The following is a 281-nucleotide window of genomic DNA, read 5'->3' on the forward strand; positions in this document are numbered from 1 at the left end:
TCCGGGTCGGTCGACACGATGACCTCGTGGGCGCCGAGGCGCTTCGCGTCCTCGGATTTTCCCGGCGAGGTGGTGAAGACCACGACGCGGGCGCCGAAGGCCCGGCCGAACTTCACGGCCATGTGCCCGAGCCCGCCGAGGCCGACCACGCCGACCTTCTTGCCCTCGAGGTCGCCCCAACGGCGCATCGGCGAGTAGGTGGTGATGCCGGCGCACAGCAGCGGCGCCGCCCCGGCCGGGTCGAGGTTGGCGGGGACCCGCAGCACGAAGTGCTCGTCGAC

General features: G+C 72.6%; 1 protein-coding gene. It reads right to left on the reverse strand.

Annotated elements, in window-relative coordinates; all coding sequences use genetic code 11:
• A partial coding sequence (locus MD536_RS21665; protein ID WP_239603861.1) for a zinc-binding dehydrogenase occupies positions 1–281 on the reverse strand: 281 nt, incomplete at both ends.

It is taken from the genome of Flavihumibacter cheonanensis (assembly GCF_022352215.1).
GTDB lineage: Bacteria > Bacteroidota > Bacteroidia > Chitinophagales > Chitinophagaceae > Flavihumibacter > Flavihumibacter cheonanensis.